The 20,819-nt window shown below is 66.5% G+C and carries 14 protein-coding genes and 4 pseudogenes; 12 read left to right on the top strand and 6 right to left on the bottom strand.

What is annotated here, in order from left to right; translation table 11 throughout:
* Positions 1–18: 18 nt before the first annotated feature.
* The 3 genes from AC5P6S_RS17620 (at position 19) to AC5P6S_RS17610 (ending at position 4,211) form a co-directional block, all read left to right on the top strand.
* Positions 19–459, top strand: coding sequence for a hypothetical protein (locus AC5P6S_RS17620; protein WP_005411594.1), 441 nt, complete (start codon positions 19–21; stop codon positions 457–459).
* A gap of 160 nt (positions 460–619) precedes the next feature.
* Positions 620–880 (top strand): YcgL domain-containing protein, encoded by a 261-nt coding sequence (locus AC5P6S_RS17615; protein WP_005411593.1) that lies wholly within the window; start codon positions 620–622, stop codon positions 878–880.
* A complete protein-coding gene (locus tag AC5P6S_RS17610) occupies positions 873–4,211 on the top strand; it encodes an ankyrin repeat domain-containing protein (RefSeq protein WP_049417934.1) in 3,339 nt (1,112 codons plus the stop codon). The genes AC5P6S_RS17615 and AC5P6S_RS17610 overlap by 8 nt, the downstream gene beginning before the upstream one ends.
* A gap of 209 nt (positions 4,212–4,420) precedes the next feature.
* Here AC5P6S_RS17610 and AC5P6S_RS17605 read toward each other — a convergent pair whose 3' ends face one another.
* The gene (locus AC5P6S_RS17605) at positions 4,421–6,199 is read right to left on the bottom strand and encodes a monovalent cation:proton antiporter-2 (CPA2) family protein (RefSeq protein ID WP_005411591.1); all 1,779 of its coding nucleotides are present in this window, start codon (positions 6,197–6,199) and stop codon (positions 4,421–4,423) included.
* Between the two features lie 344 nt (positions 6,200–6,543).
* On the opposite strand from AC5P6S_RS17605, the gene mgtE reads away from it, so the two are divergent.
* Entirely contained in the window at positions 6,544–7,914 is a 1,371-nt protein-coding gene (mgtE, locus tag AC5P6S_RS17600) for a magnesium transporter (RefSeq protein WP_065183617.1), read from the top strand.
* A 189-nt stretch (positions 7,915–8,103) separates the two neighbouring features.
* Positions 8,104–10,830 (top strand): bifunctional acetate--CoA ligase family protein/GNAT family N-acetyltransferase, encoded by a 2,727-nt coding sequence (locus AC5P6S_RS17595; RefSeq protein WP_099561898.1) that lies wholly within the window; start codon positions 8,104–8,106, stop codon positions 10,828–10,830.
* Between the two features lie 35 nt (positions 10,831–10,865).
* Here the strand turns inward: AC5P6S_RS17595 and AC5P6S_RS17590 are convergent.
* Positions 10,866–10,976: pseudogene (locus AC5P6S_RS17590) on the bottom strand (YbjQ family protein); the annotation flags it as partial.
* A gap of 720 nt (positions 10,977–11,696) precedes the next feature.
* Positions 11,697–11,897, bottom strand: a pseudogene (locus AC5P6S_RS17585) (transposase); the annotation flags it as partial.
* Between the two features lie 159 nt (positions 11,898–12,056).
* Here AC5P6S_RS17585 and AC5P6S_RS17580 point away from each other — a divergent pair.
* From AC5P6S_RS17580 to AC5P6S_RS17565, 4 genes and pseudogenes are all read left to right on the top strand, one after another.
* Entirely contained in the window at positions 12,057–12,434 is a 378-nt protein-coding gene (locus AC5P6S_RS17580) for a hypothetical protein (RefSeq protein WP_012481589.1), read from the top strand.
* A gap of 172 nt (positions 12,435–12,606) precedes the next feature.
* Positions 12,607–12,762: pseudogene (locus AC5P6S_RS17575) on the top strand (IS5/IS1182 family transposase); the annotation flags it as partial.
* A gap of 16 nt (positions 12,763–12,778) precedes the next feature.
* Positions 12,779–13,246, top strand: a pseudogene (locus tag AC5P6S_RS17570) (ATP-binding cassette domain-containing protein); the annotation flags it as partial.
* Between the two features lie 127 nt (positions 13,247–13,373).
* Complete coding sequence (locus tag AC5P6S_RS17565; protein ID WP_012481588.1) at positions 13,374–14,075, top strand: alpha/beta fold hydrolase; 702 nt, start codon at positions 13,374–13,376, stop codon at positions 14,073–14,075.
* Here AC5P6S_RS17565 and AC5P6S_RS17560 read toward each other — a convergent pair.
* Entirely contained in the window at positions 14,038–14,814 is a 777-nt protein-coding gene (locus AC5P6S_RS17560; protein WP_012481587.1) for a YdcF family protein, read from the bottom strand. The genes AC5P6S_RS17565 and AC5P6S_RS17560 overlap by 38 nt on opposite strands.
* Positions 14,815–15,201: 387 nt before the next feature.
* Between AC5P6S_RS17560 and AC5P6S_RS17555 the strand changes: the two genes are divergently transcribed.
* Together AC5P6S_RS17555 and AC5P6S_RS17550 are read left to right on the top strand one after the other, a co-directional pair.
* Positions 15,202–15,528: a hypothetical protein gene (locus tag AC5P6S_RS17555; protein ID WP_099527226.1), complete on the top strand. Its 327-nt coding sequence runs from the start codon at positions 15,202–15,204 to the stop codon at positions 15,526–15,528.
* Between the two features lie 73 nt (positions 15,529–15,601).
* Positions 15,602–17,263: a hybrid sensor histidine kinase/response regulator gene (locus AC5P6S_RS17550; protein WP_223846481.1), complete on the top strand. Its 1,662-nt coding sequence runs from the start codon at positions 15,602–15,604 to the stop codon at positions 17,261–17,263.
* Between the two features lie 63 nt (positions 17,264–17,326).
* On the opposite strand, the gene dkgB is transcribed toward AC5P6S_RS17550, so the two are convergent.
* Entirely contained in the window at positions 17,327–18,136 is an 810-nt protein-coding gene (gene dkgB / locus AC5P6S_RS17545) for a 2,5-didehydrogluconate reductase DkgB (protein WP_012481584.1), read from the bottom strand.
* Between the two features lie 114 nt (positions 18,137–18,250).
* Positions 18,251–19,465: an MFS transporter gene (locus tag AC5P6S_RS17540; RefSeq protein WP_005411585.1), complete on the bottom strand. Its 1,215-nt coding sequence runs from the start codon at positions 19,463–19,465 to the stop codon at positions 18,251–18,253.
* Between the two features lie 105 nt (positions 19,466–19,570).
* Between AC5P6S_RS17540 and AC5P6S_RS17535 the strand changes: the two genes are divergently transcribed.
* Positions 19,571–20,473, top strand: a complete 903-nt coding sequence (locus AC5P6S_RS17535) for a LysR family transcriptional regulator (RefSeq protein WP_005411584.1) — start codon at positions 19,571–19,573, stop codon at positions 20,471–20,473.
* Positions 20,474–20,819: the final 346 nt, after the last annotated feature.

The raw sequence follows: 20,819 nt of genomic DNA, 5'->3' as shown, positions 1-20,819 counted from the left end.
CGACAAGGAGATGTTCCGATGCGCCGCACCCTGATGATCGCCACGGCCACTGCACTGCTGGCCCTGACCTCCACCGCCTCCGCCCGCGACACCCGCGTTGAGCAGTCCCTGCAGGAGCTGGTCACCTCGCAGGCCGCCCGGGACGCCGGCATCGACGGCAGCGTGCGCTTCTACCTGGCCGGCCAGCCGGTCAGCGTGCAGCAGCGCCTGGGCGAGGACGTGACCAACAAGAAGACCAACGCCGCCAACAAGAGCGATGCCGAGGCCTGCCGCTGGGTCGCGCTGTCTGCGCTGCGCGCACTGCAGGACGGCGCCAAGTCGCGCGGTGCCAACGCGGTGGTCGACATCGTCAGCTACTACAAGAAGAACGAGTTCAAGAGCAGCACCAACTACGAATGCTATGCCGGTACGATCCTCGCTGGCGTGGCGCTGAAGGGCACCTACGCCAAGGTCAAGTAAGCGACCGCAGGGCAGCCGCGTTGCCTGAACGCCGCCGCCACATTGCTGAACCCCGTCGGGGAAACGCCGTCGATCACGCCGCCATCGTCGGCCGACGGCTTTCCCCGGTGTCGGCTTTCCGACACAATCATGGCTCTTCCCGGGTTATCGTCCCGCGGACATGCACGCCTACGTCTATAAAAGCCAACTCAAGCCTGACACCTACGTCTACGTTCCCCGACGCGATGATTTCAGCGCGCTGCCTGCGCCGCTGCTCACCTCGCTGGGTGCGCTCACCTTCGTCCTGGACGTGGCCCTGGATGCCCAGCGTCGCCTGGCCCAGGCCGACCCGGACAAGGTTCGCAGTGACATGAGCGAGCGCGGGTTCTACCTGCAGGTGCCGCCGTCGGTGGCCAGCCTGATGCCGCGCCACTATGACTGACGTCTCCCGTCCGCGCGCCCTGTCGATCGCCTTCGCCGTGGGCGCCTTGCTGGCACTGGGTGCTGCCGTGGGCGGCGTTGCCGGTGCCATCCTCGCCGCCCTGGCGCAACCGGCGTTCGCGCTGGGCGTATCGTGGTGGCGGCGCAGCCGTGCGCTGCTGCCGCTGAAGGTGGTTGCGCGCCAGGACCTGCCGGCGCTGCTGGCGTTGTGGGCGGCCGCCCCGCTGTTGCTGGCGCTGCTGCTGGCCTGGCCGTTGGCGGCGCTGCGTGACAGCGGCAGCCTGGCCGCGGTGCTGGGCCTGAGCGTGCTGGTCAGTGCCGGCCTGCTGGCGGCCTGGCGCACCTGGCCGTTGTGGAACGACGTTGAACGCCTGGATGGCAGCCTGGCCCAGCATTGGCAGGCGCTGGCCGGACGCGACCTGACCGCCTGGCGCGGTCTCGGTGTCGCCGCGCTGGTGATCGCGCTGGCCGCGCTGGTGGTGCTGCCGGCCTGGCCGGGCCTGCTGCCGGAAAGCGCACGCTGGCCCGCCGCGCTGGCGGTGGTGCTGCTGTCTCCAGTGCTGCACCTGCTGCTGCAGCGGGTGCAGCCGGCACCGCTGGTGTCGCTGCGCGCGAGCCCGTTGGCCACCGCCAGCAACGAGCACGAACCGATGTTCGCTGCCGCGGCCGAGACCGCGCCGCTGGAGGCGATGGCACCGCAGGAGCTGACCCCGGCCCTGTATGAAGCCGCCCGCCACGGCCGCATCGACCGCGGCCTGCAGCTGCTGCAGGCCGGCGCCGATCCGTATGCGCTGCCCGACCCGAACTGGCGCGACCAGCGCAGCCTGGCGGTGCTGGCGGCGGTGTTGCCGGACCTGCGCCTGCTGCGCGAACTGATTGCCCGCGGCGTTGACGTGAACGCGCCGCACCGGGGCATGACCCCGCTGCTGGCCGCCACCCGCGACAGCTGGCATGGCCGCCCCGAAGCCGTGATGACCCTGCTCGCCAACGGTGCCGATTCGCGTGCCACCGACAGCGATGGCAACACCCCGCTGCACCATGCCGCGCGCAGTTCCGACCCAGGCGTGGCCGCGCTGCTGCGCGATGCCGCCGCCGAAGTCGATGCGCTGAACAACGAGGGCTGGTCGCCGCTGGCCGTGGCCTGCCAGGTCGGCAACTGGCGCCTGGCCCGCTTCCTGCTCGAACGCGGTGCGCGCAGCGAACCGGCAGAGGGCACCCCGGTGCTGCTGGCCGCCGCCGCCACCGAAGACGACGATCCGGCTGGCGTGCAGCTGCTGCTCAAGCACAAGGCACGTGCCGACGCGCGTGATCGCCAGCGCCGCAGCGCGCTGCACGAGGCGGCGCTGGCCGGCCACGTTGAAATCATCGGCGTGCTGCTGGCCGCCGGTGCCAACCTGGAAGCACGCGATGCACTGGGACGTACGCCCTGGCTGGAAGCCGCCCGTGCCGGGCGCGCCGCGGTGGTCGAACACTTGCTGCCGCACAAGCCGGATCTGGTTGCCGTCGACGGCGAAGGGCGCAACGCAGTGCAGCTGGCCGTGATGGCAGAGGATGTCTCGCCGTTGCTGGTCAAGCGCCTGGTGGAGCTGGGCATCGCCGCCGACGCGACCGATCCGGTCGGTCGCCGTGCAGTGGACTACGCTGCCGAAGCCGGGCGCTGGGCGATTGTCGCCCTGCTGGATCCGTCCTATCCGTTGCCGGCCGCGGTCAGTGACGGCCTGGCCGAGCGTGGCGAAGCCGCCAGTGCCAGCGGCCTGCTGCCGGACCGCCCGCCGCTGACCCTGCTGCGCGAGGCGCTGGGCTTCGGCAACACCGAAGGCATGGCCGCGCTGGCCAAGCTGTGCCAGCCGGAAGAACTGGGCGGCCTGCTGCTCGACCCCGAGCTGGCGCTGGAGCCGCGCGCGGTGGATTGGCTGCTGGGCCACGGCGCCGATCCCTACGTGCGCGACGCCTGTTCCGATACGCCGATGTTCGCGTTGCTGTCGCGCGGAATCGATGCGGTGCCGGCGTTGCAGGTGATGTTGCAGCGTGGCTTGTCGCCGGCCGGACGCGGTGGCTTGGCGCGCTTCCTGGCGGCCTGTGCACAGCACGACCAGGCCGCCCGTGGCCTGGAACAGCTGGCGCTGGAATTGCTGGAGCGTGGCGCCGATCCGTTCGCGGCTTCGCCGGCCGGTGATCCGCCGTTGTCACTGGCGGTGCGCCTGGGCTGGCTGCGCCTGCAGCAGGCGCTGCTCAAGGCGGGCGTCGATCGTGAAGCGCGCGACAGCCATGGCATGACCGCATTGCATCTGGCCACCGCATTGGCCCGCGAAGGCGCGCTGAAGCTGCTGGTGCAGCACGGTGCCTCGCCGGAAGCACGCGCCGCCGATGGCCAGACGCCGCTGGGCGTGGCGCTGTCGATTGGTCGCCGCGATCTGGCCGACTGGCTGGACTGGCGGGTGTGGCCGTTGCCGCGTCGCACCCTGCGCGAGTCCGATCTGCCGGCCGCCGCAATGGCCGGTGACGTCGACGCGGTACGCCGCCTGATCGATCTGGGCTTCGCCGTCGATGCGGTTGATGCGCAGGGCTGCACCGCGCTGCTGCGCGCCGCCGGTGGTGGCCATCTGGCGGTGACCGACCTGTTGCTGGCGCGTGGCGCCGATCCGCAGCACGCAGCGGCCAGTGGTGCCACGCCGCTGTCGGCGGCGGTCAGCATGCGCCAGGTGGACATCGTCTCGGCCCTGCTCGACGCTGGCGCCAAGCTGGAACACCGCCTGCCGGGCGGCGTGACCGTGCTGATGCTGGCGTCCGCGCTGGGCTTGCCGGACATCGTTGCGCGCCTGCTCACCGCCGGTGCCGACGTGCACGCCGGTGACGCCCAGCAGCTGGGCCCTCTGCACTGTGCCGCGCTGTATGGCTTCAGTGCCCGCGACCGCTCGCGCCTGCTCGCCCTGCTCGACACCCTGCTGCTGGCCGGTGCCGAACCGGACCAGGCCGCGGCCGGTGCGGTCACGCCGCTGCTGCTGCTGCTGGGCGCACGCGCCGAGCCCGGCACCGCCTGCGACGAACAGGTGGTGATGGCTGCGGTGGAACGCCTGTTGGACGAAGACGTGAGCCTTGAGGTGCGTGATCCGCGCGGCTTCGGACCGCTGCACCTCGCGGCCCTGCACGGCCTGCCGCTGCTGGTGCAGCGCCTGCTGCGCGCTGGTGCCGATCCGGAGGCGCGCGACAGCCTCAACCGCAGCCCGCGCGAGATCGCGGTGATGCGTGGCTTCATCGACGTGGCCGGCGAGTTTGAACCGCGCGTGCCGGGTGTCTCGTCGATGGCGCGGTTCCTGCGCGACAACGGTTGAGCATCGGGGTCGGATCCCTTTCCCACGGAAAGGGCTCTGACCCCGGCATCGCGTCATCCACGCATGGCGTGGATCTACGGCCGGAATCCCCAGTGGGTAGTGCCGGCCGCTGACCGGCAATCTCCTGAAACCTTCGGGATCCCGAGGCTGCCGGCCAGCGGCCGGCACTACTGCAATCCGTGGTGGGTGCCGACCGTTGGTCGGCACGCCTACTTGCCGTCGCTTTCCGCGTCGGCCTCGAACAGATGCATCAGGTCGTTGCGTGCGTCGCGCGAGGTCTGGATCACCGCCGCCTCGTCGTCGTACACCAGGTACTGGTCGCGCAGCAGCTGCTCATCGTGCTCGCGGAAGCGCTGCACGTGGCGCTCGGCCACATCCGGTGCCACGCCCAGCGCGGTCAACACGCGGCCGCTCATCTCCAGGCTGGTGCCGAACACTTCGCGGAACGGCTCGGCCGACATGTCCATCAACCGCCACGCATGCTGGCGGTTGCGTGCACGCGCCAGCACCGTCGCGTCCGGGTACAGCCGGCGCACCATGCGCACCGCGCGCAGGTTGGTTTCCGGGTCATCCACGGTGATCACGAACACATCGATGTGCTCGCCCCCGGCCGCGCGCAGCATCTCCGGCCGGGTCGGGTCGCCGTAATACAGCTGGTTGCCGAATCGGCGCAGGTCGGCCACGGTATCCGGGTTCGCCTCCAGCGCCACGAACGGCACCTTCTGCGCGGTCAGCAGGCGCGCGATCACCTGGCCGAAGCGGCCCATGCCAGCGATCAGCACCTTGGGCCGGTTGTCCGGCGCCACCTTGTCGGCCTCGGCCGGCTCGCGCGGAGTGGCTTTCTCCTGGCCGAGCAGTTTCAGCAGCGCGATCATCAACAGCGGCGTGATCGCCATCGACAGGCCGACGATCGCCACCAGCCGGTCGTGGTTGGCGTTGCCCAGCAGGTGCGCGCGCTGTGCCTCGTTGAACACCACGAAGGCGAACTCACCGCCCAGCCACAGGACGCTGCCCAGCAGCAGCGATTGCCGCGAGCTGAGCCGGGCGACACGTCCAACCGCGTAGAGCAGGCTGAACTTGACCACCAGCAGGATGCCGACACCTGCGGCGATCAGCCACGGCTCGGCGGCGATGCGGTCCAGGTCGATGCCCATGCCCACTGCGATGAAGAACAGGCCCAGCAGCAGCCCCTTGAACGGCTCGATCTGCGCTTCCAGCTCATGCCGGAACTCCGAATCGGACAGCAGCACGCCGGCCAGGAACGCGCCGAGGCTGGGGCTGAGGCCGGCTTCCTGCATGAACCAGGCGGTGCCCAGCACCACCAGCAGGGCGGTGGCAGTGAATACTTCCGGGCTGCGGGTGCGCGCGATGATGCTGAACACCTTGCGCAGCACCGGTCGTCCGCACAGGATCACCACCGCCAGCGCACCCAGCGCCACGGCCGCATCTTCCCAACGCAGGGTCTCGTTCTTGACCCCGCCCAGCAGCGGGATGGCCGCCAGCAGCGGGATCGCGATCAGGTCCTGGAACAGCAGGATGGCAAAGCCCAGCCGGCCATGGTCGCTGTTGATCGCCTTGTGCTCGGACAGCAGCTGCAGGCCGACCGCGGTGGACGACAGCGCCAGTGCCACGCCCACCACCAGTGCGCTTTTCCACTGGAAATGGTCGAGCAGCAGCAGGCCGCCCAGCACCAGCCCGGACAGCGCCACCTGTGCCGCACCGGCGCCGAACACCGAGCGCCGCATCACCTTCAGGCGTGCCGGCGACAGCTCCAGGCCGATCACGAACAGCAGCATCACCACGCCGATCTCGGCGGCGCCGAGGATGCGGTCGGCGTCCTGCACGAAGCCCAGCCCGTCCGGGCCCAGCACCACACCGGCCGCCAGGTAGCCCAGCACCGCGCCGAAACCGAACTTCTTGAACACCGGCACGGCGATGACCGCTGCCAGCAGCAGCACCAGCGCCAGTTCCAGACCACCGCTATGCATGGGAATACCTGGTCATCGGGGGAGCCGCTGTGCGTCCGTTCGGGTTGGGAAGAGCGTGGCGAACACCACCGCGCCATTATGCGCGCCGGCCTGTGTAGGCACGAGAACAACCTGCGGGCAGGGTGCTGCCGCGGCGGGACCGGGTTGACCTGCATGGTCCACGGGTCCAGACTGCCCGCCGCTGGCGGCGCGTCCGTCGGCACACGCATCCCGGAGTCCCCAACCCATGTCCAGCGACAGTAGAAGTCGACCTCGTTCGACGCCAGCGATGGCCACCGCCTGACATCGGGACGGTTTGCCTGCGTTGGCGTTGCGCGAGGTCGCACCCCCACAAGGCAAACCCGATGAACCAGAAGCAATTGCTGCGCCCGGTGGCCGATGCCGCCGCACTGGCCGCGCCGCTGGCGAACTTCAACACCGCCGATGCGGTGGAATTCCTCAACACGCTGGAACTGACCCGCGCCGCGGAAACGTTGGCTGCGCTGCCGTTGCCGCGTGCAGTGAAAATGCTGGAAGCACCGGAACTGCACCGCAGTGGCGAACTGGTGGCTGCGCTGCCGCCGGCGCGCGCTGCCGCCCTGCTCGGCTTGATGGCCGACGACCGCGCCACCGACATCGTCCATGAGCTGGATGAGGAAGAACGCGCGCGGTTGATCCCGCTGCTGGGCACCGACGCCCGCCAGGCCATCCAGAAGCTGCTCAGCTACCCGCCGAACACCGCCGGTGCGCTGATGACCACCGAGTACGTGGCGGTACCCGCCAGCTGGACCGTGGCGCAGACCCTGCAGCACATCCGCCAGGTCGAGCGCACCCGTGAAACGGTGTACGCGATCTACGTGCTGGAGCCGGCCAGCCAGCAGCTGCAGCAGGTGGTGACCATGCGCCGGCTGATCACCGGCCTGCCGGAGGAGTCGATCCTGGACGTGGCCCAGGTCAATCCACCGGTGACGGTGGACGCACTGATGGACCAGGAAGAAGTGGCACGGCTGATCCGTCGCCACGACCTGCTGGCGATCCCGGTGGTCGATGCGCAGCAGCAGATGCTCGGCATCGTCACCGTCGATGACGTACTGGATGCGCTGATCGAGGAATCCACCGAGGACGCGCACAAGTTCGGCGGCATGGAAGCACTGGACAAGCCGTACATGCAGATCGGCTTCTTCGAGATGCTGCGCAAGCGCGCCGGCTGGCTGAGCGTGCTGTTCCTGGGCGAGATGCTGACCGCCAGCGCGATGCAGCACTATGAAGACGAACTGGCGCGCGCGGTGGTGCTGACCCTGTTCATTCCGCTCATCATGAGTTCGGGCGGCAACTCCGGTTCGCAGGCCACCTCGCTGCTGATCCGCAGCCTGGCGCTGCGCGAACTGCGCCTGCGCGACTGGTGGAAGGTGGCCCTGCGCGAAGTGCCCACCGGCATGGTGCTGGGCGCGATCCTCGGCTGCCTGGCCATCGTGCGCATCGTCATCTGGCAGCTGGGTGGCCTGCATGACTACGGCGAGCACTGGATCCTGCTGGCGATCACCATCGGCGCCGCGCTGGTCGGCATCGTCACGTTCGGCTCGCTGTCCGGATCGATGCTGCCGTTCATCCTGAAGCGGCTCGGCTTCGACCCGGCCAGTGCCTCGGCCCCGTTCGTGGCCACGCTGGTGGACGTGACCGGACTGGTGATCTATTTCAGCATCGCCGCGATGATCCTGCACGGCACACTGTTGTAAACCGGGGTCGGTTACGGGGTCGGTTACGGGGTCGGATCCCTTCGCGCAGCGAAGGGCTCTGACCCCTGAAGCACCGTGCCCCGGTAGTTGCCGACCTTGGTCGGCACGCAAGGTTCACGCAAGGGTCAGAGCCCTTTCCTGGGGAAGGGATCTGACCCCATCGCCATGGAATTTGGTTACCGTAGGCGCATGAGTACCTACCACCTGCAGTCCGTGTTCCGTCCGCAGTCGGTCGCGGTGATCGGCGGCAGCCCGCGTCAGCGCTCGGCCGGACGTGCGGTGATGCGCAACCTGCGCGGCACCGGCTTCCCCGGCAGGGTGGCGTGGATCAACCCGCGGCATGCCGAAATCGATGGCATCCGCACCGTGAAGCGGCTGAAGGACCTGGACTGGGTGCCGGATCTGGTGGTGATCACCGCGCCGGCGTCGATCGTGCCGCAGGTGGTGCGCACCGCTGCCGAACGCGGCGTGCAGGCGGCAATCATCCTCACCGCGCACCTGGGTGAAGGCCCGGGCTCGCTGTCGGCGCAGGTGGAGGCGGTGGCGCGCAAGCATGGCCTGCGCATCCTCGGCCCACACTGCCTGGGTGTGATTGCACCGCACGCACGGCTCAATGCCAGCATCGCCGCGCACTTCCCGCAGGCCGGTGATCTTGCGTTGATCTCCGAATCCTCGGCCATTGCCGCCGCGCTGGTGGAGTGGGGCGTGGCCCGCTCGGTCGGGTTTTCCGCGGTGGTCTCGCTGGGCGACACGATGGACGTCGACTTCGGTGACCTGCTCGACTACTTCGCCACCGACTACCGCACCCGCGCCATCCTGCTCTACGTCGAGCAGATCAAGGATGCGCGCAAGTTCATGTCGGCCGCGCGTGCCGCCGCCCGCGCCAAGCCGGTGGTGGTGGTGAAGTCCGGCCGCGCCGAGCGCGTGCAGCCGGGCAGCCGCGATACCCATGTGCAGGCCCTGGCCCGCGCCGACGATGTGTACGGTGCAGCCTTCAACCGCGCCGGCCTGCTGCGCGTGGGCGCGCTGGACGAACTGTTCACGGCCGCCGAATCGCTGGGCCGGTTGGGGACCTTCCCCGGTCGTCGCCTGGCCATTCTCAGCAATGGTGGCGGTGTCGGCCGCCTGGCCGTGGACCAGCTCATTGCACTGCGTGGCACGCTGGCCAACCTGTCCGACAGCACGGTCGAGAAACTCGACGCCGTGCTGCCGCAGGGCTGGTCGCGCAGCAACCCGGTCGACATCGTGGTCGACGCCGATGGTGACCGCTATGCCGCCGCCATCGAGGCGCTGCTGGCCGACAACGAGAATGATGCGGTGATGGTGGTCAACGTGCCGACCGCATTCACTTCATCCGCAGACGCCGCACAGGCGCTTACCCGCACGCTCGGACTGCGCCCGCGCCATCACCGCGACAAGCCGGTGTTCGCGGTGTGGCTGGGCAACGATGACCAGGCCACCGCCACGCTCAACGCGGCACGGGTGCCGACCTATCCGACCGAGGCCGAAGCGGTGCGTGGCTTCCAGCACCTGGTGCGCTACCGCGAGGCGCAGAACGCGCTGATGGAAACGCCACCCAGCCTGCCGCAGGATTTCAGTGTCGACGCGGCGGCCGCACGCGCGCTGGTCGATGCGGCGCTGGCCAACGGCCAGCAATGGCTGGACCCGTTGGCCACCCACGAACTGCTCAAGGCCTACGGCATTCCCTCCGCGCCGGTGATGCATGCTCGCGATGCGCACGAGGCGATGGACCTGGCGCAACCGCTGCTGGAACGTGGCGCCAGCGTGGCACTGAAAATCCTGTCACCCGATATTCCGCACAAGTCGGAAGTCGATGGCGTACGCCTGAACCTGACGACGCTGCCGGCGGTGCAGAGCGCGGCCAATGCGATCCTGTCACGTGCGCGCCAGCTGCGGCCGGATGCGCGCATTGACGGTCTGCTGGTGCAGCCGACCATCGTCCGCCCGAAGGCGCGCGAGTTGATCGTCGGCATTGCCGATGACGCGACGTTCGGCCCGGTGATCGTGGTCGGTCGTGGCGGTACTGCGGTCGAAGTGATCAATGACAAGGCGTTGGCGCTGCCGCCGCTGGATCTGCGCCTGGCCCATGAGCTGATCGGCCAGACCCGCGCCTCGCGCATCCTCAAGGCCTATGGCGATGTGCCTGCCGCCGACGAGCGCGCACTGGCGTTGGCGCTGGTCAAGCTGGCACAACTGGCTGCCGACATCCCCGAAGTGCGCACGCTGGACATCAATCCGTTGCTGGTCGACGGCAAAGGCATCCTCGCCCTCGACGCACGTGTGGCGGTGGCGCCGTCGCGCATCCTGCACAAGGGCCGTGGTCATCCGCGTTTTTCGGTGTTCCCGTACCCGAAGGAGTGGGAGCGCACCATCGAACTGTCCGATGGCGGCCGCGCCTTCGTGCGTCCGGTGCGGCCGGAGGACGACGCGCTGTTCCGTGCGTTCTTCGCCCGCGTCAGCGACGAGGACCTGCGCCTGCGTTTCTTCCAGTCGGTGAAGCACTTCAGCCACGAGTTCATCGCGCGCCTGACCCAGCTCGACTACGCACGCTCGATCGCACTGGTGGCGATCGAACCGCGCAGTGGCGAAATGCTTGGCGCGGTGCGCCTGCACGCCGATGCCGATTACCACCGCGGTGAGTACGGTATCCTGATCCGCTCGGACCTGAAGGGACACGGCATCGGCTGGCGGCTGATGGCAATCATGATCGAGTACGCCAAGTGGCTGGGCCTGGACGTGGTCGAAGGCCAAGTGCTGCGCGAGAACAGCACCATGCTGGCGATGTGCCAGAGCCTGGGCTTCAAGACGAAGCTGGACCCGGATGACCCGACGGTGATGATGGTGACCCTGCCGGTGCAGCAGGTAGAGGTGCCCGAGATCCCGCCAGCGGCGTGATTCCGGGTAGCGCCGGGCCATGCCCGGCGGCCTTGTCAGCGCAACGGTTCCACCACCACCGCCGTGCCATAGCACAGCACCTCGGTCAGTCCAGTCATCACATCGGTGGCGTCGTAAAGCAAGCTCATGCTGATGATTGCGCTGCTGTCAGTCGTTCCGACGATTGAATATAGACTACAACGATGGCTTATACCCTACGCCAGTGACGTCCGAGTGGTCCACGCATGTCGGCGTACCGGGTGCCTGCTGTGTCTCTTGCGTAGGAGTGACTGAATCACCAGAAGGAAAGAAGCGGCTACTGACGCATTTCGCTCTTCAACTCAGCGAAGAAGCAACGCTACCATTGCGCCACGGCGTGGCGGCGACCCTTCGTGACCTTATTGAAAGAAGATGTTTCCCGATGTTGCAGGCATGAGGAAATTTGTGAGGATCCAAGGTATCAACGAAAAGACCTTCGCCATCTGCGTGTGCTGCCTAGCTATGGTGGCGGCAACTGCAGACGGTCGGACCTTGCCGTTCTTGTTCATAGGAGCGGTTGTCATTGTGATAGCCAGGCGTGTCGACGTCAGGCGCGAGCGGATTCGGGAAGAGCACGCGTCGAAATGATTACTTTGCAAGGATGCCGCTTGAGCTGCAGCTGCGGCTGCGGCTGATTCCTGCAAGGACGCCAAGTCCGTATTGGTTTCAATGCGGCAGTTGATGGACCAGAGCAATCGTCATGACTCTTCTCGACGCTTGGCATGGAGTCCACGCGAGTTATGCAGGGCATCTTGACCTGAGAACGACTGGTGAGCCGTTCGAACAGCCGCATCGAATCAATCTCGTGCAACGCTTGCTACATGCCCGAATTGCTCAAACGCATATCACTGCTGCAGCAGGTGGATGCGCAGCATCGTCTCCATCGCATACGGTGACCGACCCACGCGACCCGAACGCGGGTAATGTGGCTCGATCCGGGCCGGTAGTGCCTTCCATGGCACTACCTAGTCCACCTCGTAAAGGAGAATCTCGCGCCGGGTCTGCTTGCGCTTGCCCAGGCCCTGCGCATCCCCAAATGTCAGCCGTATGATGTATTCCACTACGCGAATCAATAGTGTCCCCCGAAGCGGCAATCTGTGGCGGGCACTGCTGCACAGGTCGCAGGGAGCTGTTCAGAACATCCTTAGCGCTGGTAAATCATTGGCTGGATCGCGGGGCTTTCGCCCTGCGATCCTTTGAGGGTCGATATGAAGATTACTGATGGATTTGATGGGCGGCATGGCAAGTTCTATTTTATTTCCCTGGTAGCAATGGCGTTTGCCTCAGCGCTGATGCTGGTGGCGGCGCTTCGGGGTGCTGAGCCTTTGCAGGTTCCTCAGGAGGTCGGAGTTTCTGTTGCCGCATTCTCGCTGATGTGTTCGACGGCAAGTTACCTGCTAATAGGGAAAATTAAGTGCTGGTTCCTGCTGCTTGGGGCTTCGGCTGCCGTGTTTTCGGCCGCTCTATGGTCGTTCGGCGCGCCTTTGTCGTTCGTGCTTCTTTTGGGGCTTCCAGCTCTGCTCCTGTCCTTAATTTCAGTTATTTTTCGGGATAAGATCGATATACAGGTCGAGGGGGATGACTAACGTTATTTATCTATAGATTGGCTTATTCTTAGTCCATTGGTCGCTGATGGCTGAGCGAGATTTGCCGTCCTCATGACCTGCATCTACGGATGCTCTGAACAACTACTTCGGTAGTGCTGTCCGCTGGCCGGCGGCCTGAGAGACAATAGAGGCACACGTTGAGAAGCCATCCATGCAGCTGACATTTGGCGATACGCAGGGTCTGGGCAAGCGCAAGCAGACCCGGCGCGAGATTCTCCTTTACGAGGTGGACTAGGTAGTGCCATGGAAGGCACTGCTGGCTCGGATCGAGCCACATTACCCGCGTTCGGGTCGCGTGGGTCAGCGAGCTTGATGCGATCCCGGATGACCAGTTGTTTGCAGGAAGCATTGCCGACAACATCAGCGGCTTCGACAGTGGCTTCGATGAACAGCGCATTGAGGAAGCTGCTCGAATGGCCGCGGTGCATGATGACATCGCGGGGATGGCGATGGGTTACCACGGTCTTATCGGCGACATGGGCAACTCGCTCTCAGGCGGTCAGAAGCAGCGAGTGATTCTGGCCCGCGCCCTCTACCGCCGGCCACGGATTCTGTTTCTAGATGAGGCCACCAGCCATCTTGATGTCATGCGCGAGCGCTTGGTCAACGAAGCCGTGCAGCGTATGGAGCTGACCAAGGTGATCGTGGCCCATAGGCCGGAGACCATAAACAGCGCCGACCGCGTGCTCGTGATGGAGCAGGGGCGGATCGTCCAGGAGGTGCGGCCCCAGCGTGGGGCGTCGACGGCGCCTGCTTCCGACGCCGAGGAATGCGCCGCGGCATCGGTTTGACTGGCGTCCCACAGGGTATCCAGAAGCGGGCGCGGGTCCGGCGCGCCTGTTTCATCCGGGGCATGTCGCCGCGCTTGGCGCGGTCGCTGGCATGGCGCCGCCACCGCACCGGCGCGACAATACCCCCATGACCGACCGTATCCCCCTGCTGCTGCTGCCTGGCCTGCTCAACGACGCTGAGCTGTGGCGCGCGCAGTTGGCCGATCTGGCCGACATCGCCGATTGCACGGTAGGCGACCAGACTCGCGGCGAGACCCTGCAGGCGGTGGCCGAGGACGTGCTGGCGCAGGCGCCGGAACGCTTCGCGCTGGCCGGTTTCTCGCTGGGCGGTTTCGTCGCCCAGCAGATTCTGCGCATCGCGCCGGAACGCGTGTTGCAGCTGGCGCTGGTCGATACCTCGATCCACGCCGATTCACCGGAACGTGCCGAACAACGCCGCAGCCAACGCGCCAGTGTGCGCCTGCCGGGGAAGTTCCACGGCTTCGGCGATGCGCTGATGCGCAGCTACATCGACGCCTCGCGGCTGGATGACTACGTGCTGGTGCAGCGCGTGCGCGACATGACCGCCCGCCTGGGCGCGGAAGTGTTCCTGCGCCAGAGCGCGCTGGAACGCCCTGACGGCCATGACGTGCTGGCTGGCTACCGCGATCCGCTGTTGATCATCTGCGGGGCCAACGATCGCATCACGCCGCTGGCAGTAAGCGAGGAAATGCATGCCCTGGTGCCGCACTCGCAGCTGGTGGTGGTGCCCGATTGCGGGCACCTTGCCCCGATGGAGAAGCCGGACGAGGTCAGTGCGGCGATGCGTGGGTGGTTGCTGCAGGCGTGACACTGTCCAGCTTGATGGATTCCTCGTTCCAACCCATGCCGTTGTAAACGTGGTAGCGCAGGACGCCGATGTACTCGTGCAGCATCACTTCGATCAGCAGCAGGTTGTACGCAGAGGGAAGCCACCCCGGCGAGGCGCGGAGGCGATCACTGGGCAAGCCCTCGGCCACGACACCGAAGTGCCGGAAGTAGATCAGACTTCGCCTTAGGTGCAGGCCAGAGGTCACCAGCACTACCCGGACACTGTCGCGCTGGATCATTCGGCTGCTGTTGCTGGCGTTCTGCCAGGTGTTCACGCTGGCGTGCTCGCGGATGATGTGTTCCGCAGGCACGCCCAGCGCAATCAGTTCACGCGCGTAGACGTTGGCTTCTGCGGCATTGTCTGGCGCAGTAGCGCCACCGCTGACCAGCACCACGCAGGATTCGCCGGTGCGTTCGCAGGCGAGGTAGCGCTGCGTTGCGGCCATCAACCGGCTATAGCCAGCCAGGCCGGGCCTGGAGCCGTGAGCGTCCTGATCGATGCCAGCGCCCAGCACGACAATCGCCGTGCGTGGATGGTGCGCTGTTGCAGTGCTTGGCGGCGCGTCCTGTGCCAGGTCCAGCAGCAGCTGCGTGATGGGCGCGCTCGCGCTGGCCAGGATGGCCAGTGGCGCTACGGCGAGCAGGGCGCCGCTACGCACGTGTCGCTTTCGAACCAGAACCGCACACGAGAGCAGCAGAAAGAGTGTCAGGGCGAGCATGTCGAACCTCAGGAAAATTTGAAAGGAATCCGATGGCGTTACGCGATCGTTGCTTCCATGCTGGATGCCATGGATCTGAAGCGAATGTCACTCCCGGTCAGATGTGTTGCCATCGTGGGCGCCATCCTGCTCGCGGTTGCAGGCGGGCATCTACTGGGTAGCATGTTTCCGCAGCTGTTCCTGCAGATCCATCAACGGATGCAGTAGTCCGTACGCTCCGCACGTTGTCGCTTCAGGCCTCTGTTTGGGTGTCGCGGAACGCGGAAACGCATCTCTTCAGGTGTTGAATGCGACAAGCAGAGGAAAGCAATGCGACGCTTGAACTCAACGCAAGGCGTAGAGCCGCGGCGACATTCTGCAGACGGACCTGAGCTCGGGGAGCGATCGATGCTCAACCTGATTGCAGCGACCGCGCCAGACCAGTTCTCATCGTTTGTCGTTGACCTGGACGAGGCGATTTCGCGCTGGATGAGCGCTGCGGAGAATGAATCCCCGGGTTGCCTGGAACAGGAGCTTTCGCGCATGCATGCCTTGAAAAGTGTGACCTCGGCCTTGGGCAGCTGCAGGATTGCCGATGCCTGCGAAAATCTGGCTGATGCTCTCCGCTCCGGCGAAGCCATCGGCAGCGTGCGGCTGCGCGGCTGCGCGCTGGCAATCTCGGCAAAGCGCCTTCTGGGACGCACGACAGGTCAATCACTGACCGGGGGGCGCTGACATGCATGATCCGTACACGCCCTCTCCAATGTCGTCCCCGGCAGCGCTGCTGCATGCTGCGCGCGTGCTGGAAATGCATCGTCTGGCTCTACTGCTGTCATGCTTCCAGGAGCCGCGCGCCAGTGGGTTCCGGGTGCTGCTGCAGGCGCTTGCGGTGCTGTGGTGCTGGCTTTGGATCGATGGCCCTCAGCCTGTTCTGGCCGATGAGGCAGCGCGGGTGCTGCCGGCCGCCGTTGTACTTCTGGCGGTATCTGTAGCGTGGGCACTCTTTGTAAACCTTCGCAGGGCGCGTCACGACACGTGGTACGACGCGGCGGGCCTTCTGCTCAGTCTGGCGATGGTGGCCATCCAGGTGCACGCGGCCTTCATCCTGTTGATGGCACTCAATGCAATCCTGCCGTTCCTCGTCATCGCCGCGACGGTGGCTTACGGACGCAAGGCCATGGCGCCGGCAATCGCGGTAACGGCCGTGGCGCTGCTTTGGGCAGCCCCCGAAGGCTACTGGTTCTCGCGGCCCGCCTATCTGGCCTATGCGCTGGCGCTGACCATCCTGTTGCCGCTGGTCGTGGCGTCACTGGTGGCAGCGATGCGCGAAATCGCGTTGCGTGCCATTGCGTCGCGTGAGGCGCAGGGGCGATTCGTCGGCACCATGAGTCATGAGCTTCGCACGCCGCTCAATGCCATCATCAGCGGCATCCAGCTTCTGGAGGTCAATACGGCAAGTGCTGCCCAGCGACACGCACTGGCCACCGTTGCAGGGCAGGCCCAGGCGCTCCGACGTCGCATTGATGATGTACTTGATGTTGCCAGCATTGATGGTGGCAAGCTGAAACTGCGGCCACATCCTTGTTCGCTGCGTTCCATCATCGAGGCGGCGCAGGCGAGCTGCATGCCTGCGGCTGCAGACAAAGGCGTGGTACTGCAGGTGGATGTGGGGAGAGCAGACGTATGGCTGTTGGCAGATGGCGGTCGCATCGAACAGGTGGTGACCAATCTTCTCTGCAATGCCATCAAGTTCAGTCCCATGGCGGGCGAGGCGAGGGTCTCGGTTGGCGCCGTTCGAGCGGTGGATGACTGGCAGGTGCGGATCTCGGTCTGCGACTCCGGGACGGGCATCGACGAAGCGCAGAGAGACATGATTTTCTCGCCTTTCGTGCAGGTCAGTCAGGGCGAAGCACGTTGCGAACAGGGCGTCGGGCTCGGGCTGTACATCGTTCGGCTGATTTCCGATGCCATGGGCGGAACGATCAGCGTCGGCCGCAGCGATGTCGGCGGCGCCTCATTCGTGTGGTGCTTCGCTGCTGCCGTGGCCGATGAGGCTGAGCCGCTTCCTTCCCTGGGTGAGCTTTTCCAGTTGCACGCGGCGGTGGTTCGTCCGCTGCACTGCCTGCTGTTCGAAGACGTGGAGACCAACCGCGAGGTGGTGCAGCACCTGCTGCAGTGTGCAGGCCATCGCCTCAGCTTCCGGAAAGATGGTCACGATGCTCAGGCCGTCATCAAGGCGCTGGCGCCCGACGTAGTTCTGCTGGATCTGCACATGCCAGGTTGCAGTGGGTGGGACGTACTGGAGGCGCTGGTCAGGGACCCTGCGGCGCCTCCCGTTCTGGTGATGAGCGCAGACACCCGGGTAGAGGTGATTGACAGGGCGCAGGCGCTGGGCGCGGCTGGGTTTCTGTGCAAGCCACTGGACATCGAGAGCGTCCTGGATATGTTGCGCGGTGTTGCCGAGCGCTGACCGTCCGGTAGGTGCCGACCAAGGGCGGCACCTACCGATTCCGATCCGCAACCGCGGTCGGGATCAATCCCAGGCGGGTGCAATCCCTTCCGGATTCGCCAGGCGATGGCCACGGTCCAGCTTGGCGATCTGCGCCATGTCTTCGTCGGTCAGGCGGATCGCTGCCGCTTCCAGGTTGCTCGACAGGTTCTCGCGCTTGGTCGACGACGGGATCACCGAGAAGCCCTGCTGCAGCGCCCAGGCCAGCGCGATCTGCGCCGGAGTGGCCTGGTGGCGGCCGGCAATGGCCTGGATCACCGGGTCCTTGATCACCTCGCCATAGGCCAGGCTCATGTAGGCGGTGACGTGGATGCCGTTGTCCTGCAGGAACTTCACCAGCAGGCGGTTCTGCAGGTAGGGATGGATCTCGATCTGGTTGGTGGCGATGGCATCGGCGCCAAGGATCTCGATGGCCTTGCGGGTCTGGGCGATGGTGAAGTTGGAGATGCCGATCGCCTTCGTCAGGCCCTGTGCCTTGGCCTCGGCCAGCGCCGGCAGGTACTCCTCCATCGGCACGTCGACCTTGTCGTTCGGCGACGGCCAGTGGATCAGCGTCAGGTCCACATGATCGGTGCGCAGCTTTTCCAGACTGGTACGCAGGCTGGCCAGCAGCGCTTCGCGCTTGAACGCGGTGATCCAGACCTTGGTGGTCAGGTAGATCTCTTCGCGCGGCACGCCGGAATCGGCGATGGCCTGGCCGACCTCGGCTTCATTGCCGTAGATCTGCGCGGTATCGATGGCGCGGTAGCCGACATCCAGCGCATTGCGCACCGAGTCGATCACGGTCTGGTCTTTCAGGCGGAAGGTGCCGAGACCGAAGGCGGGGACAGTCATGGGGAGCTCCAGCAGAGGGGAGGGATGCGAATATCCAGCAAAGGGTAGGCCAGTGGCCGCATGCGTGCCGGCAACGGTGCATTGCACCACCGTACCGGCAGGGCATGACCTATCTCAATGCGTGGCCACGGCGATGCCATCGGCGCGGTCATCGATGCCGTCGCGGCGGTCCAGGCGGCCGCTGAGCACGGTCAATGCATACGCACCCACCACCACCAGCGCGCCCAGCCACGGCGTGTGCATCAGGCCGATGTTCTCCACCACCAGGCCGCCGAGCGAGGCGCCCAGCGCGATACCGATGTTGAAGGCGGCGATGTTCAGCCCCGATGCCACGTCGGTGGCCTGCGGCGCATAGCGCTGAGCCTGCTTGACCACATACACCTGCAGGCCGGGCACGTTGCCGAACGCCACCGCACCCAGTGCCAGTACCGTCAGCAGCATCAGCCAGGTGTTGTAGGCGGTGAAGGTGAGCACGAACAGCACGACGGCCAACAGGGCGAAGATGCGCTTCAGTGCGGGCACCGGGCCCATGCGGTCGGCCATGCGCCCGCCCCACAGGTTGCCGATCGCCACCGACACGCCGTACACCAGCAGCACCAGGCTGACTGCGTTTGCCGAGAAACCAGTGACGTCCTGCAGGATCGGCGCCAGATAGGTGAAGGCCAGGAAGGTGCCGCCGTAGCCCAGCGCGGTCATCGCATAGACCAGCAGCAGGCGGGGTTGGGCGAGTACGGCCAGCTGCTGGCGGAAGCTGGCCGGCGCACTCTGCGGCACGCTGCGCGGCACGAACAGCAGCGCGCCGAGCAGGGCGATCACGCCCAGCGCGGCCACCGCCAGGAAGGTGGCGCGCCAGCCCAGGTGCTGGCCGATGAAGGTGCCCAGCGGCACACCGGTCACCAGCGCCACGGTGAGGCCGGTGAACATGATGGCGATCGCGCTGGCGGCCTTCTCCTTCGGCACCACCGCGGTGGCGATGATCGAACCGATCGAGAAGAACACACCGTGGGCGAGGCCGGTGAGGATGCGGGCGACGATCAGCGAGGTGTAGCCCGGCGCCAGGAAGGCGATGACGTTGCCGAGGGTGAACAGCACCATCAGCGCCACCAGCAGCGACTTGCGCGGCACGCGGCCGGTGAGCGCGGTCAGCACCGGCGCACCGATGGCCACGCCGAGGGCATACAGCGAGACCAGCAGGCCGGCCGAGGGCAGGCTGACCTGCAGGTCGGCGGCAATGGTGGGAATCAGGCCGACGATGACGAACTCGGTGGTACCGATGGCGAAGGCACCGAGGGTCAGCGCCAGCAGGGCGAGGGGAATGCCACGGATCATGGCCGGCTCCGGAGGGAAGGAAGGCGCGCAGTGTGCGCGGCGCACCTTTGCCGAAAAACCGGTCTTCACGCCAATCACTATTGCCGTCCAGTCAATAATGGAGGCATGAAGACCACGCTCGATGAAATGCAGGCCTTCCTCGCGGTGATCGACAGCGGGTCGATCAGTGCTGCCGCCGAACAGCTGGGGCAGACGCCGTCGGGCGTGAGCCGGGCGCTGGGGCGGCTGGAAGACAAGCTCGGCACCACCCTGTTGACCCGTACCACCCGCCGCCTGCACCTGACCGCCGAGGGCGAGGCCTACCTGCGCCATGCACGGGCGATCATCGATGCGGTGGAGTCCGCCGAGGAACAGATGGCCGCCCGCCGCGAGCGCCCGGCCGGACGCCTGCGCGTGGATGCGGCGATGCCATTCGTGCTGCACGTGATCGCGCCGCTGGTGGCCGGGTACCGCGCGCGCTACCCGGAGGTGCAGCTGGAGTTGAACAGCTCCGAGCGCTACATCGACCTGCTGGAACGGCGCACCGACCTGGCGATCCGGATCGGGCCGCTGGCCGACTCCACCCTGCATGCGCGGCCGTTGGGTCGCTGCCAGCTGCGGCTGGTGGCCAGTCCGGCCTACCTGGCGGCACACGGCGAACCGGCCAGCGTCGCCGCGCTGGGCCAGCACACCCTGCTCAGCTTCAACGAACCGGAATCGTTGAATCACTGGCCGCTGCCGGGCGATGCCGATGGCCTGCTGCGGGTGCGACCGGATATCGCGGTGTCCAGCGGCGAAACACTACGCCGACTGGCGGTGGAAGGCGTGGGCATCACCTGCCTGTCCGACTTCGTGACCGACCGCGACCGCGCCGCCGGCACGTTGGTGCCGGTGCTGGCGACGCAGACGCTGGATGTGTACCAGCCGATCCACGCGGTGTATTACCGCAACACGGCGGTGTCGGCGCGGATCAGCTCGTTCCTGGATTACCTGGGTGAAGCGATGGCGCGGAGCGATTACCTGCGCTGAGGTCGTGGTGGGGTTGCCGGCCAGCGGCCGGCACTACCGCAGGTTACGGCGGGTGCGGACCGTTGGTCCGCACGGCCCCTGCCATCGCCCGACCAACGGTCGGGCGCTACCCATGTGGTGGTGGGGTTGCCGGCCAGCGGCCGACACTACCGCAGGTTACGGTATGTGCGGACCGTTGGTCCGCACGGCCCCTGCCATCGCCCGACCAACGGTCGGGCGCTACCCATGTGGTGATGGGGTTGCCGGTCAGCGGCCGGCACTACCGCAGGTTACGGTGGGTGCGGACCGTTGGTCCGCACGGCCCCTGCCATCGCCCGACCAACGGTCGGGCGCTACCCATGTGGTG

It is taken from the genome of Stenotrophomonas sp. YJH_SMC_119 (genome assembly GCF_059368315.1).
This window is presented reverse-complemented; position numbering and strand designations above follow the sequence as displayed.

Excerpts from the sequence above, each read along its gene's own strand:
- AC5P6S_RS17620 (WP_005411594.1), top strand. The coding sequence starts at position 19 with ATGCGCCGCACCCTGATGATCGCCACGGCCACTGCACTGCTGGCCCTG.
- AC5P6S_RS17615 (WP_005411593.1), top strand. The coding sequence starts at position 620 with ATGCACGCCTACGTCTATAAAAGCCAACTCAAGCCTGACACCTACGTC.
- AC5P6S_RS17610 (WP_049417934.1), top strand. The coding sequence starts at position 873 with ATGACTGACGTCTCCCGTCCGCGCGCCCTGTCGATCGCCTTCGCCGTG.
- AC5P6S_RS17605 (WP_005411591.1), bottom strand. The coding sequence starts at position 6,199 with ATGCATAGCGGTGGTCTGGAACTGGCGCTGGTGCTGCTGCTGGCAGCG.
- mgtE (WP_065183617.1), top strand. The coding sequence starts at position 6,544 with ATGAACCAGAAGCAATTGCTGCGCCCGGTGGCCGATGCCGCCGCACTG.
- AC5P6S_RS17595 (WP_099561898.1), top strand. The coding sequence starts at position 8,104 with ATGAGTACCTACCACCTGCAGTCCGTGTTCCGTCCGCAGTCGGTCGCG.
- AC5P6S_RS17580 (WP_012481589.1), top strand. The coding sequence starts at position 12,057 with ATGAAGATTACTGATGGATTTGATGGGCGGCATGGCAAGTTCTATTTT.
- AC5P6S_RS17565 (WP_012481588.1), top strand. The coding sequence starts at position 13,374 with ATGACCGACCGTATCCCCCTGCTGCTGCTGCCTGGCCTGCTCAACGAC.
- AC5P6S_RS17560 (WP_012481587.1), bottom strand. The coding sequence starts at position 14,814 with ATGCTCGCCCTGACACTCTTTCTGCTGCTCTCGTGTGCGGTTCTGGTT.
- AC5P6S_RS17555 (WP_099527226.1), top strand. The coding sequence starts at position 15,202 with ATGCTCAACCTGATTGCAGCGACCGCGCCAGACCAGTTCTCATCGTTT.
- AC5P6S_RS17550 (WP_223846481.1), top strand. The coding sequence starts at position 15,602 with ATGCATCGTCTGGCTCTACTGCTGTCATGCTTCCAGGAGCCGCGCGCC.
- dkgB (WP_012481584.1), bottom strand. The coding sequence starts at position 18,136 with ATGACTGTCCCCGCCTTCGGTCTCGGCACCTTCCGCCTGAAAGACCAG.
- AC5P6S_RS17540 (WP_005411585.1), bottom strand. The coding sequence starts at position 19,465 with ATGATCCGTGGCATTCCCCTCGCCCTGCTGGCGCTGACCCTCGGTGCC.
- AC5P6S_RS17535 (WP_005411584.1), top strand. The coding sequence starts at position 19,571 with ATGAAGACCACGCTCGATGAAATGCAGGCCTTCCTCGCGGTGATCGAC.